Origin of the sequence: Sphaerotilus montanus (assembly GCF_013410775.1) — a bacterium.
Lineage (GTDB): Bacteria > Pseudomonadota > Gammaproteobacteria > Burkholderiales > Burkholderiaceae_C > Sphaerotilus > Sphaerotilus montanus.
In genome coordinates this window covers 1,217,961-1,235,653 of record NZ_JACCFH010000001.1, presented here as the reverse complement: position 1 = coordinate 1,235,653, position 17,693 = coordinate 1,217,961, and the positions used below count along the sequence as shown (strand labels likewise).

13 protein-coding genes are annotated in these 17,693 nt (G+C 70.0%); 7 read left to right on the top strand and 6 right to left on the bottom strand.

All coding sequences use genetic code 11. From position 1 onward, the window contains the following. Positions 1-123 precede the first annotated feature (123 nt). From BDD16_RS05425 to pbpC, 5 genes are all read left to right on the top strand, one after another. Positions 124-1,608 (top strand): sensor histidine kinase, encoded by a 1,485-nt coding sequence (locus BDD16_RS05425; RefSeq protein ID WP_179633005.1) that lies wholly within the window; start codon positions 124-126, stop codon positions 1,606-1,608. Then, positions 1,605-2,240, top strand: coding sequence for a response regulator transcription factor (locus BDD16_RS05420; RefSeq protein WP_179633004.1), 636 nt, complete (start codon positions 1,605-1,607; stop codon positions 2,238-2,240). The genes BDD16_RS05425 and BDD16_RS05420 overlap by 4 nt, the downstream gene beginning before the upstream one ends. A 102-nt stretch (positions 2,241-2,342) precedes the next feature. After that, positions 2,343-2,840, top strand: a complete 498-nt coding sequence (locus BDD16_RS05415; RefSeq protein ID WP_179633003.1) for a GlcG/HbpS family heme-binding protein — start codon at positions 2,343-2,345, stop codon at positions 2,838-2,840. Between the two features lie 8 nt (positions 2,841-2,848). Continuing rightward, entirely contained in the window at positions 2,849-3,532 is a 684-nt protein-coding gene (locus BDD16_RS05410; protein WP_179636012.1) for an ankyrin repeat domain-containing protein, read from the top strand. 42 nt (positions 3,533-3,574) lie between these two features. Continuing rightward, a complete protein-coding gene (pbpC, locus tag BDD16_RS05405) occupies positions 3,575-5,725 on the top strand; it encodes a penicillin-binding protein 1C (protein WP_179633002.1) in 2,151 nt (716 codons plus the stop codon). Here the strand turns inward: pbpC and BDD16_RS05400 are convergent. Together BDD16_RS05400 and BDD16_RS05395 are read right to left on the bottom strand one after the other, a co-directional pair. Beyond that, positions 5,679-6,206 (bottom strand): RloB family protein, encoded by a 528-nt coding sequence (locus BDD16_RS05400; RefSeq protein ID WP_246332699.1) that lies wholly within the window; start codon positions 6,204-6,206, stop codon positions 5,679-5,681. The two genes, pbpC and BDD16_RS05400, sit on opposite strands and share 47 nt — an antisense overlap. Before the next feature lie 5 nt (positions 6,207-6,211). Next, a complete protein-coding gene (locus tag BDD16_RS05395; protein ID WP_179633000.1) occupies positions 6,212-7,399 on the bottom strand; it encodes an AAA family ATPase in 1,188 nt (395 codons plus the stop codon). Between the two features lie 162 nt (positions 7,400-7,561). Between BDD16_RS05395 and BDD16_RS05390 the strand changes: the two genes are divergently transcribed. Next, entirely contained in the window at positions 7,562-8,356 is a 795-nt protein-coding gene (locus tag BDD16_RS05390) for an SDR family oxidoreductase (RefSeq protein WP_179632999.1), read from the top strand. 19 nt (positions 8,357-8,375) lie between these two features. Here the strand turns inward: BDD16_RS05390 and BDD16_RS05385 are convergent, their stop codons facing one another. From BDD16_RS05385 to BDD16_RS05370, 4 genes are all read right to left on the bottom strand, one after another. Further along, positions 8,376-8,699 (bottom strand): iron-sulfur cluster assembly protein, encoded by a 324-nt coding sequence (locus tag BDD16_RS05385; protein ID WP_218897703.1) that lies wholly within the window; start codon positions 8,697-8,699, stop codon positions 8,376-8,378. A gap of 72 nt (positions 8,700-8,771) precedes the next feature. Next, positions 8,772-9,143 carry an iron-sulfur cluster assembly protein gene (locus BDD16_RS05380; RefSeq protein ID WP_179632997.1) on the bottom strand — a complete coding sequence of 124 codons (372 nt, stop codon included), beginning with the start codon at positions 9,141-9,143 and terminating at the stop codon, positions 8,772-8,774. 111 nt (positions 9,144-9,254) lie between these two features. Then, positions 9,255-11,096, bottom strand: a complete 1,842-nt coding sequence (locus tag BDD16_RS23260) for a putative bifunctional diguanylate cyclase/phosphodiesterase (protein ID WP_179632996.1) — start codon at positions 11,094-11,096, stop codon at positions 9,255-9,257. After that, on the bottom strand, positions 11,093-14,338 hold the full coding sequence (locus BDD16_RS05370; RefSeq protein ID WP_179632995.1) for an ATP-binding protein: 3,246 nt from the start codon (positions 14,336-14,338) through the stop codon (positions 11,093-11,095). The genes BDD16_RS23260 and BDD16_RS05370 overlap by 4 nt, the downstream gene beginning before the upstream one ends. 210 nt (positions 14,339-14,548) lie before the next feature. On the opposite strand from BDD16_RS05370, the gene BDD16_RS05365 reads away from it, so the two are divergent. Further along, on the top strand, positions 14,549-17,494 hold the full coding sequence (locus tag BDD16_RS05365) for an adenosylcobalamin-dependent ribonucleoside-diphosphate reductase (RefSeq protein ID WP_179632994.1): 2,946 nt from the start codon (positions 14,549-14,551) through the stop codon (positions 17,492-17,494). Positions 17,495-17,693: the final 199 nt, after the last annotated feature.

Here is a 17,693-nt window from a genome sequence, read left to right as displayed (position 1 = left end):
CATGGCAAGTCAAGGCCTTGGCGTGGTATCTGTACCTTTTTATCGATTCATCGAGCGATTCATGAAATCAGGGGGGGTCTGCCAGAGCGGCAGACCCTTTTATTTTTGGGCGATCATCGCGGCATGTTGTCGCGTCGCCGCTCCCTCCTCCTTGGCGGACTCGCCTGGACCCTGCTGTCCACGCTGGCGGCGGTGGGCCTGGCGCAGTCCGAGCTGACCCGCCTGCGCGAGGCCTTCGACACCGACGCCCGCATCGCCCACCGCCTGCTCAGCCAGCGCGCTGCGCAGCACGACGCCATCCTCGCCACGCTCAACCTGCTGCAGCCGACCCGATCCGGTGCGGAAGACGACCAGCCGCAGCAGCACCTGCCGGCGGTCTATCCGCAGGTACTCTTGGTGCTGCAGCGCGACCGTGGCCACGACTGGCGGGACGCCGCGCTGCAAGCTGCGGACGCGCAGTCCCGGGTGCTCGACCGGGCCGTGTCGGTGCACATCGATCTGGCGCAAGGCCGCTACCTGCTGGTGCAGCACGGCGAGCCGGCCAGCCACGCGCTGCGCCTCGACCTGCGCGCGATGGTGCCGTGGAGCGAGTGGCCGATCCGCGTCGATGACCCGCAGCGTGTGTCGCTGCAGTTCGGCGGGCAGTCCTTGGTGCTGCAAGCGGGCCACGGCGCACCCGACGCCGCGCCGTGGCCCTACGCCTTCCGCAAGGTGCTGGCGTCGCCGAGCCAGCCGTTCGAGGTGGTCGTGGAGCGCGGCTTTGGCTGGGCGGACCTGCCGTGGGGGCAGATGGCGGGGGCTTCGGCGCTGATCGCGGCGCTGCTGGCGGCGGCGGCGGCGTGGTGGCGGCAGCGCGTGGCGCGTCGCCGGGCGGAAGAACTGCTGCGGCTGGGCCAGGTCGCCCGGCTCAACACGCTGGGCGAACTCGCCGCCGGCATCGCCCACGAGCTGAACCAGCCGCTCACCGCCGTGCTCGCCAGCACGCAGGCCGCGCGCCGCCTGCTCGCCGACGAGGAGCACGACCCGGCCGACACGCCGCTGCTGCGCCAGGCGCTGGAACAGGCCGCCGCGCAGGCCCGCCGCGCCAGCGATGTGTTGCTGCGGCTGCGGCGCAGCGTCGAGCGGCCGGACGCGGGGCGGGTGCTGCAACCGGTCGCGCTGGACGTGCTGGTCGCCGACACGCTGCACCTGCTGGAGCCCGAGTCGGCGCGGCGGGCGGTGGTGCCGCAGGTGGTGGCCGCGGCGGCGCCGGTGGTGGTGCAGGGCGACGCGGTGGCCGTGCAGCAGATCGTCCACAACCTCGTGATGAACGCGCTGCAGGCGCTGGAGCAGGTGGACGCCGCCGAGCGCCGCCTCGTGCTCACGCTCGACACCGACGGTGATGCCGGCCGGCTGCGCGTGGCCGACACTGGTCCCGGCATTCCGGACGACGCGCTGCCGCGGCTGTTCGAGCCCTTCTACACCACACGCCCCGGCGGGCTCGGCCTCGGCCTGAGCCTGTGCGAAAGCCTCGCGCAGGGCATGGGTGGCGCGCTGGCGGCCGAGGTGAACCCGCCGCGTGGCGCCTGTTTCACTCTGCGGCTGCCCCGGGTGGCCGAACGCCCATGACCACTGCACCCCTGATCCACCTCATCGACGACGACGCCGCCGTGCGCGACAGCCTCGCGCTGCTGATCGGCACCGTCGGCCTGCGCGTGACGACCTGGGCCGAGCCGCTGGCCTTCCTTGCCGGATTCGATCGGCAGGCGATCGGCGCCATCGTGCTGGATGTGCGGATGCCGGGGCTGAGCGGGCTGACGGTGCTGGAGCGGCTGCGCGCCGAGGGCGTCGACCAGCCGGTGGTGATGCTGACGGGGCATGGCACGGTGGAGCTGTGCCGGCGCGCGTTCAAGTCCGGCGCGGCCGAGTTCCTCGAAAAGCCGGTGGACGACGAGCTGTTGATCGAGACGCTGCAGACCGCCGTGCGCCAGCATGTGCGTTCACGCGAACGCCACCAGGCCGACCGCGAGGCCCGCGAGCGCCACGCGCAGCTTTCGGAGCGCGAGCGGGAGGTGCTCGGGCTGATCGTCGCGGGGCTGACGAACAAGGAGATTGCCCGGGCGCTGGGCGGGCTGTCGCCGCGCACGGTCGAGACGCACCGCGCCAACCTGTTCGCCAAGCTCGGCGCCGAGTCGCTGGCGCAGCTCATCCGGCGTTACGCGGCGCTGGTGGACGAGGCGCCGCCGGCCGGGCATCCGTAGCGCTACGGAGGGCGGCGCGTAGGCGTGCGCATGGCGGCGGCGGGGGCGAATTCCTACAGTGAAGTCCTGTTCCCACACCACCCGAACCCGACAGGACACCCCATGAACCGACTCGCCGCCGCCCTCGCCCTGACCGCTGTTGCCGCCTTCGGCACGCTGCCCGCGCAGGCACAAGCTGTCCGCACCGAGCGCACGATCTCGCTCGACCTCGCCACCCAGATCGCCGCGGGCGCCGTCGCCGCCTGCCAGGCCGGCGGCTACGCGGTCACCGCGACCGTCGTGGACCGCTCGGGGGGTGTGCGCGCCGTCCAGCGCGCCGACAACGCCGGGCCGCACACGCTGGCCGCCAGCCACGACAAGGCCTTCACCTCCGCCTCGGCCCGCAACACGACGCTGGCGATGATGGAAGGCGCGCAGAAGAACCCGGCTGCGGCGAACCTCGTCCACATCCCCGGCTTCCTGCTGCTTGGTGGCGGCGTGCCGATCAAGGCGGGCAACGACGTGATCGGCGCGGTGGGCGTCGGCGGTGCGCCCGGTGGTCACCTTGACGAGCAGTGCGCGATGGCCGCGATCGACAAGGTCAAGGAGCTGCTGAAGTGAATACCGCTCTGCTGCGCGCCGTGGTGATCGCGGGTGCGGCGTGGCTGGGGGCGGCGCTGACCGCGTCGGCCCAGGTCGCGCCTAGCGCTGCCGAGGTTGCTGCCTACACCGGGCTGCACGCGGCGGCGCACCGTGGCGATGTGGCGCGGCTGAAGGCGCAGCTCGCCGCGGGCGCGCCAGTCGATGCCCGCGACGCCGCTGGCCGCACGCCTCTGCACGTCGCCACCTTCGCCCGCCAGCGCGACGCGATCCGCGCGCTGGCCGCGGCGGGCGCCACGCTCGGCCTGCTGGAACACGACCGCTACGACGCCGTGACCATTGCCGCGGTCGCGGACGACGAGGACACGCTGCGCCTGCTGCTGTCGCTGGGCGCGAGCGCGAAGCTGGTGACCAGCCGCTATGACGGCACCGCGCTGATCGCCGCCGCGCATCTCGGCCATGACGGCGTGGTGCGGCAGCTCATCGCCGCGGGGGCGCCGCTGGACCATGTGAACAACCTGCACTGGACGGCGGCGATCGAGGCAGTCGTGCTCGGGGATGGCGGGGCGCGGCACCAGGCGACGCTGAAGGCGCTGCTGGACGCTGGGGCGAATGCGCGGCTGGCGGATCGGGAAGGGCGCACGCCGCTTGAACTGGCGCGGGCGCGGGGGTTCGGGGAGATGGTGAAGTTGCTGGAAGCGGTGAAACGCTGAACCGTCGGGGCGATACAGTCCGTGGACTGACCACCCCGCCACATGAGTCTCCTTCGCCACGTTCTCGCTCCCGTCATGTCCGCGCTGGTGTGCATGGGCACGAGTCCGGTGGCGCTGGCCTCAGCGCTGCCGGCGTATCCGGAAGTCCGCGCCGCCCACCGCCCCTCCGCCCTCACCCTCCTCGACCGCCAGGGCACCCCCCTCCAGTCGATCCGCACCGACCCCACCGCCCGCCGCCTGCCCTGGGTCGCGCTCACCGATTTCTCCCCCGCGCTGCGTACGTCGGTCGTGCTCGCCGAGGACCACCGCTTCCACGCCCACACCGGCGTGGACTGGTCCGGCCTCGCCCGCAGCACCTGGGCCAACCTCGCGGGCGACGGCGCGAAGCAGGGCGCGTCCACCATCACGATGCAGCTCGCCGGCCTGATCGACACCGACCACGCCCGCCCGGCGCAGGGCCGCAGCGTCGTCGGCAAGCTCGGCCAGATCGCGGCAGCCCGCGAGCTGGAAGCCCGCTGGAGCAAGGCGCAACTGCTGGAGGCTTATCTGAACCGCGTGCCGATGCGCGGCGAGCTGGTCGGGATTCCGGCGGCGTCGCGCGTGCTGCTCGGCAAGCACCCGAGCGGGCTGGACGCGGCCGAGTCGGCGCTGCTGGCCGCGCTGGTGCGGGGGCCGAACGCGGCGCGGGACGTGGTGGTGCGCCGCGCCTGTGCGCTGATGCAGCAGCAGCGGCTGGACTGCGCCGCGCTGGAGCCGGTCGCGTCGCGGGCGCTGGTGCCGGGTGCGTCGGCCCGCGCCGTGCAGCCCGCTCCGCCGAGCGACGCGCCGCACTACGCCCGCCACCTTCTTCGCTCGCTGAAACCGCCGTTCCCCGCCACGCTGACGACGACGCTCGACGCTGGCCTGCAGCGCCTCGCCGTCCAGGCGCTGCGCCAGCAGCTCGCCGAACTCAGCCTGCGCCACATCGAGGACGGCGCCGTGCTCGTGCTCGACAACGCGACCGGCGAGGTGCGCGCCTGGGTTGGCTCGTCGGGCGCGGCGCTGTCGGACGCAGCGGCCGTGGACATGGTGCTCACCCGCCGCCAGCCCGGCTCGACGCTCAAGCCGTTTGTCTACGCGATGGCGTTCGAGCGCCGGCTGATCACGCCCGCCAGCCTGCTCGAAGACGCGCCCGCGCAGCTCATGGCCGGCAGCGGCGTCTACGCCCCGCAGAACTACGACCACGCCTACCACGGCTGGGTCAGCGCCCGCAATGCGCTGGCCGCCAGCCTGAACATCCCCGCCGTGCGCCTGGGCGTGATGCTGACGCCGGACGCGCTGTTCGACCGCCTGAACGCCTACGGGCTGGCGATCCGCCAGAGCGGCGGTTTCCACGGCGCCGCGCTCGCGCTCGGCAGCGCCGAGGTGACGCTGTTCGCGCTGACCAACGCCTACCGCGCGCTCGCCAACGGGGGCCGCACCGCGAACGGCCGGCAGGTCGGCACGTCCGCCGCCGCCTGGCTGGTCGGCGACATCCTCTCGGACAACGCCGCCCGCGCGATCACCTTCGGCCTCGACAGCCCGCTCGTCACGCGCGGCTTCGCGGTGGTGAAGACCGGCACCAGCAAGGACTTGCGCGACAACTGGTGCGTCGGCTGGACGGACCGCTACACGGTCGGCGTCTGGGTCGGCAACGCCAGCGGCGCGCCGATGCAGGCGGTCAGCGGCACGGTCGGCGCCGCACCCGTCTGGCGCACGCTGGTGCAGGCGCTGCACGACGGCCAGCCGTCACGTCCGCTACCGATGCCTGCGGGTGTCGTGCGCCAGCTCGTCGCGGGCGATGCCCAGCCGGCGCGCATCGAGCATTTCCTCACTGGCACCGAGCAGGCCGAGATCCGCCGCGGCGGCCACACGCAAGCGGCCGCCCAGTACCACGGCATCGCCAGCCCGCAGCAGGGCGCGCTGTACGCGATCGACCCGGACATCCCGCCCAAGGTCCAGCGCCTCGTCTTCGAAGGCGAGCCGGGGCAGTGGTGGCTCGACGGCAAACGCATCGGGCAGGGCGCGCGCGTGAGCTGGGCGCCGTGGCCGGGGCGGCATGTGCTGGAGCTGCGGCTGGGTGGGGGGCGGGTGGAGACGGTGCGGTTCGAGGTGCGCGGGGCCTCGATCAACTCGGCACGCCCAGCAGCGTCAGCAAGTCGTCCAGCTCGCTGACCTGGGTGCGCATGGCGTCCAGCACGTGGCGCTCGAAGTGGATGGCGTGGATCGAGTCGCCATGCGCCTCGGCACCGAATTCGCGCAGAAAAAGTCGTTTGCATTCGGCGGTGACCGTCGGGCGTCGTTTGCCCGCGACCTCCAGCAGCCACGCTTCCAGACAGGGAGATGACTCGATGGCCTGGATGCCTTTGGCGCGGGCCTGCTTGCGCTGAGCATCACCCCAGTCCTTGTCCGTGTCGATCATCACCGCGATCTGGTCCCAGGCATGGCGATCACGCTGGGCAATCCGGATCGTGGTCTGCAGGACACCGTCACCCCCTTTGCCATGGTGATTCTTGATCGTTAACGCGATCCCGGTGCCTGGCTGGTCGCGCAGATACGACTGGCGCAGGTGCCGCAGCAGTGCTTCCTCGGCGTCGCCCTCACAGACGATGAGCAGGGTGCGCTTGACATGGCGGGCAGGTCGGTTTTTCCCCATGGCGTTCACACCTGCGGCACTGCACCGTAGGCGCCGGCCATGTACTTGGCATAGAAGTTGTCGTCGTTGCGCAGACCGACGACGCTGTCGAGGCGCCATGCCGTGCTTTCGCCAGTGGCGTCTTTCTCGACCAGCATCACTTGCGATTTGTGCAGCAGGTTCAACACCTCTGCTGCGTGGCAGGTGAAGAGGATCTGCGCGTGGTGCGGGTTGGTGCGTGGGCTGGCGAACAGGTTCAGGATTGGCTCCAGCATGTGCGGGTGCAGGTCGTTCTCGAATTCGTCGATCACGACTAGACCGCCGCTGGCCAATGCGGGCAGCAGCCGTGACAGCAGGATGAAGGCACTGCGGGTGCCGCTGGACTCTTCCCAGAAGGGCAAGGCGTGGGTCGCACCATTGCGCCAGCGGTGAATTCCGTGGGGAATCCATACCTTCACCACGCCTTCGCGGCCTGCAGGGAGAAATTCCTGCTCGCGCAGTTCGATGTCTTCCAAGCCTAGATCCCAGCCCCGCAGCAGTCGAGTCATCTGCTGTCGCAAGGCAGGATGCGCTGCAAAGAACTCCGAGGCATCCAGCAGATCATTGTCGTGGTAGGGCACCCGACCTTCGATGTTCACGTTCGTGCCAAGCACTCGGGTTGTCCAGCGTTCCACCTCTTTGACTCCGTACTGGGCCGCGGTGGACAGGAGTGATGCATTCGGGCGGACCTTGCGGGCTTCGCTAGGCCGCAGACCGAAGTTTTGCTGGCGGATCGCGTATGTCTGCTGTTCGGCGCTCCAGTCCCGCGTGAACACATAGCCGAATCGCTCACGTTTCTCGTGCAGCGATTCATGAAGCACCCGTTCGGCGGTGAGTGTCAGTTGGTAGCGCCAGATGCCTTGGTCATCTTCGCCTTCCAGTTCGAAAGCGATCGGTCGGTCGGGCGTCGCCAAGTGTGGCGTGACCGGGATGGGGGTGCCGGGTGCCAAGTGGAACGACCGCGTCATGAACCAGTTCAGGAACACCAGTGGCTTGAGCAAGGCGGTCTTGCCGGAACCATTGGGACCGACGACACCCATGACAGTGCTGACGCGCTGGCTGGAGGCAGGTGTGTGTTCCCAGGTCAGCGGCTGCACCTTCTGGTTGAGCAGCAGAGACACTTCGGTGGTGTCGGAGAAGCTCTGGAAGTTGGTGAACGAGTAGCGGCGCAGCATGGTCTGATGGTATGTCGGCAAAGAGCAGAATGGTTATTGAATCATGTATCGGGCAAATTTTTGTTGAAAGTGTCTTTTGATGGGCTGTTGTTGGTCAGTTGAACGCATGCGGCATGTCCCGCGTATCCTAGATGCCGACATGCATCCCAATGGAGACTGGACATGAGCGAGACACTGATTTCTGACGCTTCCCCCCGCATCGCGCTGGTCACTGGCGCCGGCAGCGGCATCGGCCGCGCCACCACCCTGACCCTGCTGCGCGCCGGCTGGACCGTCGTGCTCACCGGCCGCCGCGTCGAGCGTCTGCACGGCGTGATCGCCGAGGCCCAGGCCGCGCAGCCCGACGACGACCTGGCTGCCCGCACGCTGGCCGTCGCCGCTGACGTGACGGACGAGGCCTCGGTGCTCGCGCTGTTCGACGCCATCCGCGTCCGCTTCGGCCGGCTGGACATGCTGTTCAACAACGCCGGCCTGTTCACGCCCGCCGCGCCGGTCGAGGACGTGTCGCTGGAGAACTGGAAGCTGTCGGTGGACACCAACCTGACAGGCGTGTTCCTCTGCACCCGCGAAGCCTTCCGCCTGATGAAGGCGCAGTCGCCGCAGGGCGGGCGGATCATCAACAACGGCTCGATCTCGGCCCATGTCCCGCGCCCCTGGGCGATCGGCTACACGGCGACCAAGCACGCGATCACCGGGCTGACCAAGGCGGCGTCGCTCGACGGCCGCCGCTGGAACATCGCCGTCGGGCAGATCGACATCGGCAACGCCGCATCCGACATGACCGTGAAGATGCGCGCCGGCACGCTGCAGGCCGATGGCGAACTGCGCACCGAGCCGGTGATGGACGTGCAGCACGCGGCGGATGCCGTGCTGCACATGGCGAACCTGCCGCTGTCGGCCAATGTGCTCACCATGACGGTGATGGCGACGACGATGCCCTACGTCGGCCGCGGCTGAGGCGGCGGCACGGGCGCGCTCAGGTGGTCGGGCAGCCGCCCGACTGCTCGTGGCGCAGGTAGAGGTCGGTGTCGGGCAGTTGCTCGCGCAGCACGTCGAAGGCGAGTTCCGCCAGCACCTGCGCACTGCCGCAGTGCCCGCCGCCGAGGTGCATGGTCAGCACCGCCTCGTCCGGCGTGATCTCCAGCGAACGGACCCGGCCGCTGCTGACGATGTCCGGGCCGCCCTGGGCCTCGCGCACGCTGCGCAGCGCCTGCACCACCTTGTCCAGCAGCGCCGGTTCACCGACCCAGACGGGTTCGGCAGGAGCGGTCTTGGCGGGGCCGTTCGGGGCCACGTGCATCCAGATGGGGCGGTGAACTAAGGGCATACCCTGATGATGCACCGCCTTCGCGCATGTCGGGATTGATGCCTGTCAATCCTCGACCACCCAGCCGAGGCGTCGCCGCAGCGCAACGCTGGCCCGCCGCGGCGACCACTCGACGGCATGGTCGTGGGTCAGGTAGATGTCGGTGTCCGGCAAGGCGGCCTGGATGGCACGGAATGCGGCGTCGGCGGTCAGGTCGCTGAGCGGGCAACTCATGCCGAGGCTGACGAAGCGCAGCCAGGCTTCGCCTTCGGTCAGGCGCAGGGACTCGATCAGGCCGAGTTCGAGGATGCTGGCCGGCACGTCCGGGTCACGCACCTGGCGCAGGGCATCCAGGCTGCGCAGCAGGGCGTCGGCCGGGCCTTCCAGCGTCAGCTCCGGCACGGGGGTGTCAGAAAGCGGCGGTGCGGCGGGGGTCATGGTGCAGTCCTCCACGGCGGGTTCAAGCGGGTGCGATCTTTGCGACTATCGGCAGTGCACGGCCCCATGGACTTGCGCCGCATCAAGCGGAGGGCGCGGGCACCGCCGCCGTCAGTGCAAAGCGGCCGTAGTAGCCTGCTGCGCCAGCCGCGCCTGCTGCTGCAGGGCGTCGAAGGTCAGTGGCTCGGGCTGGTGGAAGTAATAGCCCTGGCCCCACTGCACGCCCAGCTCGCGCAGCAGCTGCGCCACCGATGCGGTCTCGACGAACTCCGCCACCACCGGCTTGTCCAGCAGCCGCGCCATGTCGACCATCGAGCGCACCATCGCCTGGTGGGTCGGCTCGGTCTGCATGTCGCGCACGAACAGGCCGTCGATCTTCAGCGTGTCGAAGGGCAGCTCGCGCAGGTAGGCGAACGACGCATAGCCCGAGCCGAAGTCGTCCAGCGAGAAGCGGCAGCCCGCGTCGTGCAGCGTCTGCATGAATTCGCGTGCCTGGGCGAGGTTGCCGATGGCCTGGGTCTCGGTGATCTCGAAGCACAGCAGGTCCGGGCGCACGCCGTGCTGCGCGATCGACGCCAGCACCTGCTGCGCCAGGCCGGGCTCCCGCAGCGACACGGCCGACAGGTTCAGCGTCACCTGGCCGAGCTGGAGCTGCAGTTCGGGGTGGCGGCCGATCAGCGACAGCACCTCGCCGAGCATCCAGCGGTCGATCTCGCCGATCAGGTGGAAACGCTCGGCCAGCGCGATGAACTGCCCCGGCGCGATCAGCTCGCCGCGCACCGGGTCCCACAGCCGCACCAGCACCTCGACCCGCAGCGGGCCGCCCGCGTCCAGCGACTGCATGCGCTGGAAGAAGATCCGGAAGCGGCCATGGCGCAGCGCGTCCATCAGCACCAGGGCCCAGTTGGTGGTCTCGCGCTGCGAGGCTTCGCCGACACGGGTCGGCGTGTAGGGGCGGATCTGGCCACGGCCGTCGCGCTTGGCCAGGAACACCGTCTCGTCGGCCATCTGCATCAGCTGGTCGAAGGAGACCAGGTCGCGGTCCAGCGGCACGATGGCGATGGTGGCGGTCAGCGTGAAACGCCGGTCCTGCCAGGCGAAGGACCAGTCCTGCAACGCCGCCAGCAGCTGCCGCGCCAGACCGGCACCCAGATCCGGCGCCTCGCTGACGACGGCGAACTGGTCACCGCCGAGGCGGGCCAGGAAGTCGCCCCGGCGCAGCAGCCCGCCCAGCAGGTCGGCGAACTGGCGCAGCAGCTCGTCGCCGGCGATGCAGCCGCAGCTCTCGTTGACGAGGCGGAACTGGTCGATGTCGATCAGCAGCATCACCGCCGGGCCGGCCGGCGTGGCCTGCCGCTGCAGCTTGGCCAGCAGCTGCGTGACGTGGGCGTCGAGCGCACCGCGGTTGTGCAGCCGGGTGACGAAGTCGTGGCTGGCGAGGTAGCCGAGGCGGTCCTGCATGTAGCGGCGCTCGTTGATCTCGTGGCGCAGCTGCTGGTTGACCAGCGTGAGGTCGGCCGTGCGCTCGCGCACCTTGTCTTCGAGCGCGCGGTTGAGTTCGCGCAGCTCGCGCAGCAGCCGGCGCCGCTCCAGCTGGTGCGACACCCGGGCGCGCACCTCGTCGGGCTGGATCGGCTTGGTGATGTAGTCGGTGCCGCCGACGGCGAAGCCGTGCGCCACGTCGTCGACCCGGGCGGTGCAGAAGATGACGGGGATGTCCGCCGTGCGCGGATCGGCCTTGAGCCGGGTGCAGACCTCGAAGCCGTCCAGCCCCGGCATCATCACGTCGAGCAGGACCAGGTCCGGTTGCAGCCGCTGCGCCAGATCGAGGGCACGGGCACCGTTGGTGGCGATGAGCAGGTCGGCGTCGATCTCGATCAGCGTGGCCTGCAGGACATCGATGTTCTGCGGCGTGTCGTCGACGATGAGGATGCGGGGAGTCGGCTGGCTCACGGTGGGGTGGTCTCGGGCTGGAAGGAGGGGAGCGCCTCTGGCCCGGCCAGCAAGGTCCGGGCGTGTTGCGAGAGACGGTCGAAGTCGTAGTCGCCCGCGGCGGCCTGCAGGGTGGCGAGGGCGTCGGCGGTCAGGGTGTCCGTGGTGCTGGCGCGCTCGGCCAGCTGGGTCAGCACCTGGCGCACCGGCTTGAGGGCGCCCTGGTCGGCGGCGTCCACCAGTGCCGCGAGCAGGTCGCGGCTGAGGGGGCCGATGCCGGCCGCGGATGGCGCGGGATCGGTCGCGGGCGGTGGTGCGGGGGTGTCCGGGCTGCCCTCGGCCTCCACCGGAACGAAGCGCGCCCCGGCATGCTGGGTCAGCATCTGGTGGATCTCCTCGAAGGCATACGGCTTGCCGACGAAGTCGCTGAAGCCGAGTCCGATGTAGTGCCGCCGCTCGTGCTCCAGGCTGGAGGCCGACACGGCCACGATCGGCGGCTGTGCCACGCCCGGCTGTTCGCGCAGGCGCTGCAGCATCTGCATCCCGTCGAGCACCGGCATGCGGATGTCGGTGAACACGATGTCGAAGCCGCCCTGGCTGGCGGTGCGCAGGCCGTCGAGGCCGTTCTCCGCGGTGGACACCGTGCAGCCCACCCGCCGCAGCAGCTCGACCAGGATGTCCCTGCTGTGGGCATCGTCCTCGACCACCAGCACCCGCACCGCGGTGCCGCTGGCCAGCCGCTGCGGACCGTGGTGGCGGGGCAGGGGCGTGGCGCCCTCCGTGTTGCGGGGCAGCGGCAGCGTGAGGCGGGCCTGCGTGCCGCGACCCGGCGTGCTGTCGAGCTGCAGCTCGCCGCCCATCGAGCGGGCCATGTGCCGCGCCAGCACCAGTCCGAGCCCGGTGCCGCCCTTGTCCAGTCCTGCCTGGCCCTGGTGGAAGGGTGCGAAGAGCTGGGCGAGTTCGGCGGCGGCCATGCCGGGTCCCGTGTCGGTGACCGCGATGTGCACGCTGTCGCCGTCGCGCCGCACCGCCAGGACCACCTGGCCGTGTTCGGTGAACTTGACCGCGTTGCTCAGCAGGTTGAGCACGATCTGGCCGACCTTGGTCCGGTCGGCGTGCACCGGCTCGGCGGCCTCCAGCGCCACATCGACGATGAAGTCCAGCCCCCGTGCGCCCGCCCGCGGGGCCATCAGCTGCACGATCTCGTCGAGTTCCTGGCGCAGATCGAAGTGCTGGCGGTGCAGCTGCAGCCCGCCGGCCTCGATCTTGGACAGGTCCAGCACGTCGTTGATCAGCCGCAGCAGCCGCTGGCCGGCCTGCAGCACGGTGCGCAGCCGGCCGCGGGTGGTGTCGTCGTGGCGCGGCTCTTCGAGCAGGATCTGGGCGTAGCCGATCACCGCGTTCAGCGGCGTGCGGATCTCGTGGCTCATGTTGGCCAGGAACATCGTCTTGGCCTGGTTGGCCTGGTGCGCCTGTTCGCTGGCATGGCGCAGATCCCCCTCCAGGCGGCGGCGCTCCTCGACCTCGGCGCTGAGCTGCGTGTTGCTCCGCGCGAGTTCCTGCGTGCGGTGCGTGACCTGGTCTTCCAGTCCGTCGAGGACGGTCTGCATGGCCCGGTCATGGCGCTGGCGCACCAGCACGATGCCGGTCAGCAGCGCGGTGAAGGCCAGCCCGCTGGCGAGGATGCCGCCCTGCAGCGCGCTGGGCCGTGGCGTCTCGTCCAGCCAGCCCGGGCGCATCAGCAGCGTCCAGCGCCGGTCGGCGAACTGCACGTCCGCCTGTCCGTGCAGGCCGGACTTGAACAGTTGCTGCACCTGGGGCGCCACGCGTGGCTGCCACGGCTCCACCGGCCGCACCTGCGCTGTCAGGTCGTGGTGCGAGTAGATGCCCGTGCTGTCGGTCGGCTCCGCCGTGTCCGCCTCGTGCAGCAGCAGGTCGAGCCGCCCGCCGGCCATCTGTGTCTGCGTGCGCTCGACCATCCGGCCCAGGTCGATCACGGCCGACACCAGCCCGTGCACCCGGCTGGCATCGTGGCGGCCGCCCATGTCCATGCTGCCGGTCAGGACCGGTGCATACAGCGTCACCGCGCTCACGTCGGTGGCGGCGCGGGCCAGCGAGACATAGGGCGAGGTTGCCCGCACGCCGCCGAAGGCCACCGCCTCGGAGATGGCCGCGTGCCGCCCTGCGTCGCCGTTCTCGTCGACACAGACCAGCGCCTCGTTGCCATCGGAGGGGGTGGCCCAGCGCAGCGGGTAGTACAGCGGGCGCGCGCCTGCCCGCACCAGCGCGCCCCGGTGGTCCATCTCGCGGATGTACTGGCCGTCCAGCCCCATCGGACTGTCCTCGAACACGGTGCGGTTCTCTGCGGCCACGCGCTGCAGCCAGCCGAAGTGCAGCACCCAGGGGCTGCGCGCCGCCATCTGTCCGGCCACGGTGTCGAACTCGTCCTGGGAGAGTTCCAGCCGGTAGTGGAAGTCGCGCAGCCGCTCCACGTGGCCCACGGCCATGTCGATCTGGTTCTGCAGGGCCATCGCCATCGCGCGGGCTTCGCCGTGGAAGGCCTCGGTGCGGCTCTGGACCGCGAGGTGGCCTGCCACCGACACCGCCAGCAGCGTCAGCCCCAGCCCCAGGCACTGCACCGGGAACGTCAGCGTCGCCAGCAGTGACCGCCCGGACATCCGCCCGCCGCGCTGTGGGGCGATCAGCATCAGTGGCGTCACCAGCAGCAGCCCGACCAGCTGTGCCAGTGCCATGTCCGCCCATAGCCGGACCAGCCCGGTGGTGTGTCCGGCTGGCGACTGGACCAGGCCGAGCCACCACCACAGCCCGACGAGAACGGCACTGCCCGCCGCGCTTGCCAGCGTTGCCACGGCCGTGAAGCGCAGCGGCTGCCAGCCGGGATGTTCCCGTACACGCCGGCGCAGGCCGCGCAACGATTGCGCACTCGCCATTGTCTGCACGGCCAGCACCGAGGCCAGTGCCAGCGTGCCCAGCAGCCCCGTGACGGGAGCGTCCCAGCGGTCGGCCTGCCACTGTGCCAGCCAGATCCCGTGACCCGCCAGCCACCCGAACGCCAGCGCCGGCCAGGCCTGCTGGCGCCACTGCAGCAGCAGGCCCAGCGACAGCCCGGCCGCCGGCCACACCCCGGGCGACGGCGCGCCAGGCGTCGGACTGCCGATGCCCAACCCGATCAGCCACGCCAGCAGCAGGGCGCATGCCACCTGCAGCGCCCATGGCGGCGCGCGCCTGTGTGCAGCAGGCATGGGTGGCTGGTCTGGCGGCGGTGGTGCCGTGGCGTCGATGGCCATCTTGATCTTGAAATCGAATTAAGCGAAGTAACAGAAAAACCAGTCCAGCAGGATACGGGAGGTCCGGCGTACCTTCCGTTGTCTCCTGCCTGGCAAGACACTTTCGACAAGGAAATCGTGTGGCTGCCGCTAAAGTGACACGCTTGATGCCCCGAGGAGTGCTGCATGTCCCGCGTTGTTTCGAGTCTTTCCCCCCAGCCCATCAGCCGTGAAGTGCTGCAGGAAAAATATGCCAAGGGCACCGAGACGACTGCGGACGAGGTCCGCCTGCGTGTCGCCCACGCCCTGGCCGCGGTCGAACCCGAAGCGCAGCGCGCCCACTGGACCGAGCGCTTCGCCTGGGCGCAGGCGCAGGGCTTCGTGCCCGCCGGCCGCATCGCCTCGGCGGCGGGCACCACGCTCGGCGCCACGCTCATCAACTGCTTCGTGCAGCCCGTGGGCGACTCGATCGCCGAGCCCGAGAACGGCTTCCCCGGCATCTACACCGCGCTGACCGAGGCGGCCGAGACCATGCGCCGCGGCGGCGGCGTCGGCTACGACTTCTCGCGCATCCGCCCGCAAGGCGCCTGGGTGGGCTCCACCGACAGCCACGCCAGCGGCCCGGTCAGCTACATGCGCGTGTTCGACCGCAGCTGCGAGACGGTCGAATCCGCCGGCAGCCGCCGCGGCGCGCAGATGGGCGTGCTGCGCTGCGACCACCCCGACATCGAAGCCTTCATCCACGCCAAGGACAGCGGCGACCTGCGCAACTTCAATGTCTCGGTGGGGGTCACCAACGAGTTCATGCGCGCGGTGGAAGCCGACGGCGAGATCGACCTGACCCACCGCGCCGAACCCGGCCGCAAGCTCAAGACGGCTGGCGCCTTCGAGCGCGCCGACGGCCTGTGGGTCTACCGCCGCGTGCGCGCCCGCCACCTGTGGGACCAGATCATGCGGTCCACCTACGACCACGCCGAGCCGGGGATCCTCTTCATCGATCGTATCAATGAGGACAATAATCTGGGGTATTGCGAGGCGATTACCGCTACAAATCCGTGCGGCGAACAACCACTTCCGTCGTATGGTTGTTGCTGCCTCGGCTCCGTCGACCTGACCCGCTTCGTCCGCAACCCCTTCGCGGCGGATGCCGCGTTTGACGAGGCGGGGTTTGCCGAGGTCTGCGCCGTGGCGACGCGGATGCTGGACAACGTGCTCGACGCGACCGTCTGGCCGCTGCCGGCGCAGCAGCGCGAGGCGATGAACAAGCGCCGCATCGGGCTGGGCTTCACCGGGCTGGGCGACGCGCTGATCATGCTGGGGCGCCGGTATGACACCGAGCCGGCGCGCGAGATGGCGCGGCGGATTTCCGCGGTGATGCGGGATGCGGCGTATGGCGCGTCGGTGGAACTGGCCAAGGAGCGCGGGGCCTTTCCGCTGTTCGATGCGGACCGGTATCTGGGCGGCGAGAGTTTTGCCTCCCGGCTGCCGGATGAATTGAAGGACCGCATCTACGCCTACGGCCTGCGCAATTCGCACCTGTTGTCGATCGCGCCGACCGGCACCATCAGCCTAGCCTTTGCCGACAACGCCAGCAACGGCATCGAGCCGCCGTTCAGCTGGACCTATACCCGCCGCAAGCGCGAGGCGGACGGCAGTTTCAAGGAATATGCCGTCGAGGACCACGCCTGGCGCCTCTACCGCCACCTGCACGGCCCCGACGCGCCGCTGACCGACGCCTTTGTCACCGCGCTGGACATGAGCGCCGAGGCGCACGAGGCGATGGTCGCGGCGGTGGCGCCGTATGTGGATACCTCGATCAGCAAGACGGTGAATGTGCCGGCGGACTATCCCTACGCCGAGTTTCAGGGGCTGTATTTCACGGCCTGGAAATCCGGGCTGAAGGGGTTGGCGACGTATCGGCCGAACAGCGTGCTCGGTGCGGTGCTGAGTGTCGAGCCGGCTGCCGCGCCCGCGCCTGCACAAGTGCCGCAACCCCAGCCGCTGACCGTGGCGCAACCGGGCATGACCATCGACCAGGACGGCGCCAACCGCCGCCTGCGTGTCGAGCGGCTGCCGCAGCCGGTGCTGGCGAGTCTGCGCTGGCCGGGGCGGCCGGAATTGCCGTCGGGGAATCCGGCCTGGAGTTACATGATCCAGCATCCGCACGGCAGTTTCTCGCTCTTCGTCGGAGAATTGCCGGCCGAGGCGGGGCCGGATGCGGGGCTGTTTGGGCAGACGCTGCCGTTCGAGGTCTGGGTGAATGGGGCGGAGCAGCCGCGGGGATTGGGCGCGCTGGCAAAAACGTTGTCGATGGACATGCGCGCGAATGACCCGAGCTGGCTGCGCCTGAAACTCGACGCGCTGGCGACGGTGGCGGAAGAGCGGGCGTTTGACATGGCCTTCCCGCCGACCGGGGAGAAACGCTTGTTCCCGGGCGTGGTGGCGGCGACGGCGGCGGTGATCCGCTGGCGCTGCGAGCAACTCGGCGCCTTGCAGGAGGGCGGGGCGACGCCGGTGCTGGACGCGATGTTCAGCCGCGAGGAGCCGCGCACCGGGGTGGATGGCACGCTGGCATGGGCGGTCGACATCGAGAATCCCGGCACGGGCGAGCAATTCACGCTGACGCTGAAGGAAGTCACCCTGCCGACGCCAGAGGGCGGCCACGTCACCCGGCCGTGCGCGATCGGGTTTGCCGGCAATTACCCGCGGGCGCTGGACGGGCTGGCGCGGCTGCTGTCGCTGGACATGCGGGTGATCGACCCGGCGTGGATCGGCATGAAACTGCGCAAGTTGTTGAATGTGGGCGAGCCGCTGGGGCATTTCATGGCGCCGGTGCCGGGCTTGCCGGCGGGGCAGCGGCGGCAGAAGGTCTGGCCGAGCACGGTGGCGTATGTGGCGCGGCTGGTGATTCACCGGTACGCGATGCTGGGCGTGCTGGACGAGGAGGGGTATCCCGTCAACGAGATGGGCGTGCTCGCCACGCCGGTGGCCGCGGCTTCCGCCGTGGCCGCCTCCACCGCCCGTGCCACGATGCCCGGCAAGCCGTGCCCCGAGTGCGGGAACGCGACGATGATCCACAAGGACGGGTGCGAGTTCTGCACGTCTTGTGGGTATGTGGGGGCTTGCGGGTAACTGGCGGAATTTGGTGAATATTCACCTGGGCGGCGTGGCGGAAGTCACGCCGCTTTTTCATTTGTGGCCGTGACGTGTGCGGTACTGGGCGGTGCTTCTGTGCTCTCGCTAGACTGGGTTGATGCAGAGTTTGGTGGTAATTTTAGGAATGAGTTATGCGTCAACTAGAGCAAAAAATCAACGCTGATAAGGATTTGGA

Excerpts from the sequence above, each read along its gene's own strand:
- BDD16_RS05390 (WP_179632999.1), top strand. The coding sequence starts at position 7,562 with ATGAGCGAGACACTGATTTCTGACGCTTCCCCCCGCATCGCGCTGGTC.
- BDD16_RS05395 (WP_179633000.1), bottom strand. The coding sequence starts at position 7,399 with ATGCTGCGCCGCTACTCGTTCACCAACTTCCAGAGCTTCTCCGACACC.
- BDD16_RS05365 (WP_179632994.1), top strand. The coding sequence starts at position 14,549 with ATGTCCCGCGTTGTTTCGAGTCTTTCCCCCCAGCCCATCAGCCGTGAA.
- BDD16_RS05420 (WP_179633004.1), top strand. The coding sequence starts at position 1,605 with ATGACCACTGCACCCCTGATCCACCTCATCGACGACGACGCCGCCGTG.
- BDD16_RS05385 (WP_218897703.1), bottom strand. The coding sequence starts at position 8,699 with ATGCACGTGGCCCCGAACGGCCCCGCCAAGACCGCTCCTGCCGAACCC.
- BDD16_RS05400 (WP_246332699.1), bottom strand. The coding sequence starts at position 6,206 with ATGGGGAAAAACCGACCTGCCCGCCATGTCAAGCGCACCCTGCTCATC.
- BDD16_RS05415 (WP_179633003.1), top strand. The coding sequence starts at position 2,343 with ATGAACCGACTCGCCGCCGCCCTCGCCCTGACCGCTGTTGCCGCCTTC.
- BDD16_RS05425 (WP_179633005.1), top strand. The coding sequence starts at position 124 with ATGTTGTCGCGTCGCCGCTCCCTCCTCCTTGGCGGACTCGCCTGGACC.
- BDD16_RS05370 (WP_179632995.1), bottom strand. The coding sequence starts at position 14,338 with ATGCCTGCTGCACACAGGCGCGCGCCGCCATGGGCGCTGCAGGTGGCA.
- pbpC (WP_179633002.1), top strand. The coding sequence starts at position 3,575 with ATGAGTCTCCTTCGCCACGTTCTCGCTCCCGTCATGTCCGCGCTGGTG.
- BDD16_RS05380 (WP_179632997.1), bottom strand. The coding sequence starts at position 9,143 with ATGACCCCCGCCGCACCGCCGCTTTCTGACACCCCCGTGCCGGAGCTG.